3 protein-coding genes are annotated in these 2,306 nt (G+C 56.9%); all 3 read left to right on the forward strand.

Annotated elements, in window-relative coordinates:
• A partial coding sequence (locus EOA22_RS31040) for a PAAR-like domain-containing protein (RefSeq protein ID WP_245478729.1) occupies positions 1-830 on the forward strand: 830 nt, incomplete at its 5' end.
• Between the two features lie 15 nt (positions 831-845).
• On the forward strand, positions 846-1,415 hold the full coding sequence (locus tag EOA22_RS31045; RefSeq protein WP_013525294.1) for an SMI1/KNR4 family protein: 570 nt from the start codon (positions 846-848) through the stop codon (positions 1,413-1,415).
• Positions 1,403-2,200, forward strand: coding sequence for a hypothetical protein (locus EOA22_RS31050; protein WP_013525293.1), 798 nt, complete (start codon positions 1,403-1,405; stop codon positions 2,198-2,200). Before EOA22_RS31045 ends, EOA22_RS31050 begins: the two co-directional genes overlap by 13 nt.
• The last annotated feature ends 106 nt before the right edge of the window (positions 2,201-2,306 follow it).

Raw genomic sequence — 2,306 nt, forward strand, 5'->3', positions numbered from 1 at the left:
ATCTGGACCAGTTCCGAGAACGGCGTTCGCGCAGCCGCACTACTCGGCGGCAGGCGAAAGGCTGCCTGATGCCGACGCATATCACCGTCAATGGCCTCGGCTTAACCCACAAATCGTCCACCGGATTCTCCAAGGCGACAATCCCCGACGTTTGCAAGACTCCGAGCCCGGGCGGCCCCATTCCCTTGCCTTATCCCAACTTCGCAATGAGCAGCACATTGCAGAATGGCACGACAACCGTCTTCGCTAAGGGCGGCGCCATGATTGCTAACAAAGGCTCGCAATACGGGATGAGTACGGGTGACGAACCCGGAACGGTTGGCGGCGTCAAATCCAATACGTTCAAACAGGCAACAGATTGGATACTCTACTCGTTCGACGTCAAGATGGATGGCAAGAACGCCTGCCGCCACACCGACAAGAAATATCACAACAACAAAAATACGGTCGACCTGCAGGGGAATGCAAATCCAGCCCCGCTGCCTACGGTCGTTTTCGATTCGGCAACCTTTCCTAACAAGGTAGCCAACATGAGGAAGCGGATGCCCGCTTCCGGCAAGAAGAAGCTGACGCGCCAGACAAGCCGAAGCGCCATCCGCAAGAACCGGCGAGCCGCGCTCAAAGGCGAGAAAAAGGGCAAGAAAAAGACGTCGCTCGACGAGTTTCCCTTCGCCTCTTCGACCCAGGGTGGAAAACCTCCGGGTAAGCCGAAAGCCGCCGTCGCGGCGATTCCGGTGTCGGAGCAGAACGCCCAAGGCGGCAAACTTTCGTCGTTTTATCAGAACAACAATATTGGCAACGGCGATTCATATTGGGTGGAAGTCATCTAGAGTCAGGCTCCTGCAATGATCGAAGAACTGGACCGGATCGTTCAATTTCTGACGCGTCTCGGACGCGTAACGCCAACTCTGCTCCAGCCCGGGCTGTCCACCATGGACATCCGTGCCTGGGAGGCACGGTTGCCTTTCCCGCTTCCGTTGGAGTTGGAGCAACTATATCGCTGGCGCGACGGAACCAGGGTGAACGAAGGCGAGCAGTTGGACACCGTTTACTTTTTCCCCGGCTTCTACCTGCTGTCGCTCGAAGAAGCTGTCGAAATATTCATGGAACGAAGGGACGCACCGCAGTGGCGCAAAGGGTGGTTTCCGGTGTTTGCTGACGGAGGCGGGGATTTCTACCTCGCCTCATGCGGCCATGAGAAGAAGGAAACCGCAGAGATAATCGGCTTCATTCATGGGGAGCCCCAGCAGCCTGTGGAGTATGAGAGCCTTACGGCAATGATCAAAACGATTGACGCGTGTTACGCTGAAGGCGCTTTTTTTGTCGACGAAGACAACACTCTTGAAATCGATGACGAACTTCATCGCGACATCGCTCACAGGTTTAACCCGGAGATTCCCGAATGGCAAAACTAACGCAGCTTGAGGCGGCACAAAAGAAGGCTCTGGGTGGGGACATCGAAGAAGCGGAACAGGCGTTCGCCGACCTGGTGAAGAAGGGTACGGCCCGGGCCGCAGCGGCTCTCGCGGAGATCTCGGCGTACCGCGGTCAATGGCACGAAGTGCTCGGACATGTCGAGACGTCCGTCGCCGCACTAGACCAATTCGAGACGTTCGACGTCCAGATTGATCAGATCACGCTTTGCTCGCTAGCGGCACGCCAAACCGAAAGCTGGGATCGAGCCGCAAAGACAGCGGAGATCGGCCGCCGCAGTTTGGGAAAGAAGGGCGATCCCGATCTTCTGAAGATACTCGCAAGGCTGGCTGCGTTCGCCGCATCACACGGTTCGGAGGATTTTCGCTTACCGCAGGGTGTGCAGCTTGGTGGCGCAGTTCGCTTTGCTGAGGCGGTGGCGAAGGTTGAAGGCAGCAAGAAAAAGTTTTCGGATCCGCAGACACGGGCCGATCATATGATCGGACTGGCGCGTGTCTATGAGTATCATGAGGGTGCGGTGCAGATGTTTGAAAAAGACAACACCCTGCCCGGTATTTTCGACAACGTGGTGTTCCTCGCCGCCGCGCTGGCCAAAGCCGGGCGCTCAGACGATGCATGGGCGGTCATAAGGGGCGGAATCAGCGATTGGTGGCCGGTGGAGGAAACCCAGATTGCGCCGGTTGTGCTTCTAACAGACGCGTCATTGGCACCGATCATGACCGCGGTGCGCTGCGCCGAAATTCTCGATACCCCACGGGGATCCTGATCGATCGGCTCGTGGCTCGAGTCGCGGTCTCGGCGCGTTTCTTGATTATTTTTGGAGCACACTGTTTCTCCACATCCTAACGTTTTCTGCCACAGGCACCTTTATC

This window comes from Mesorhizobium sp. M7A.F.Ca.US.014.04.1.1 (assembly GCF_003998745.1).
In the GTDB taxonomy this organism is placed as follows: Bacteria; Pseudomonadota; Alphaproteobacteria; order Rhizobiales; family Rhizobiaceae; genus Mesorhizobium; species Mesorhizobium ciceri.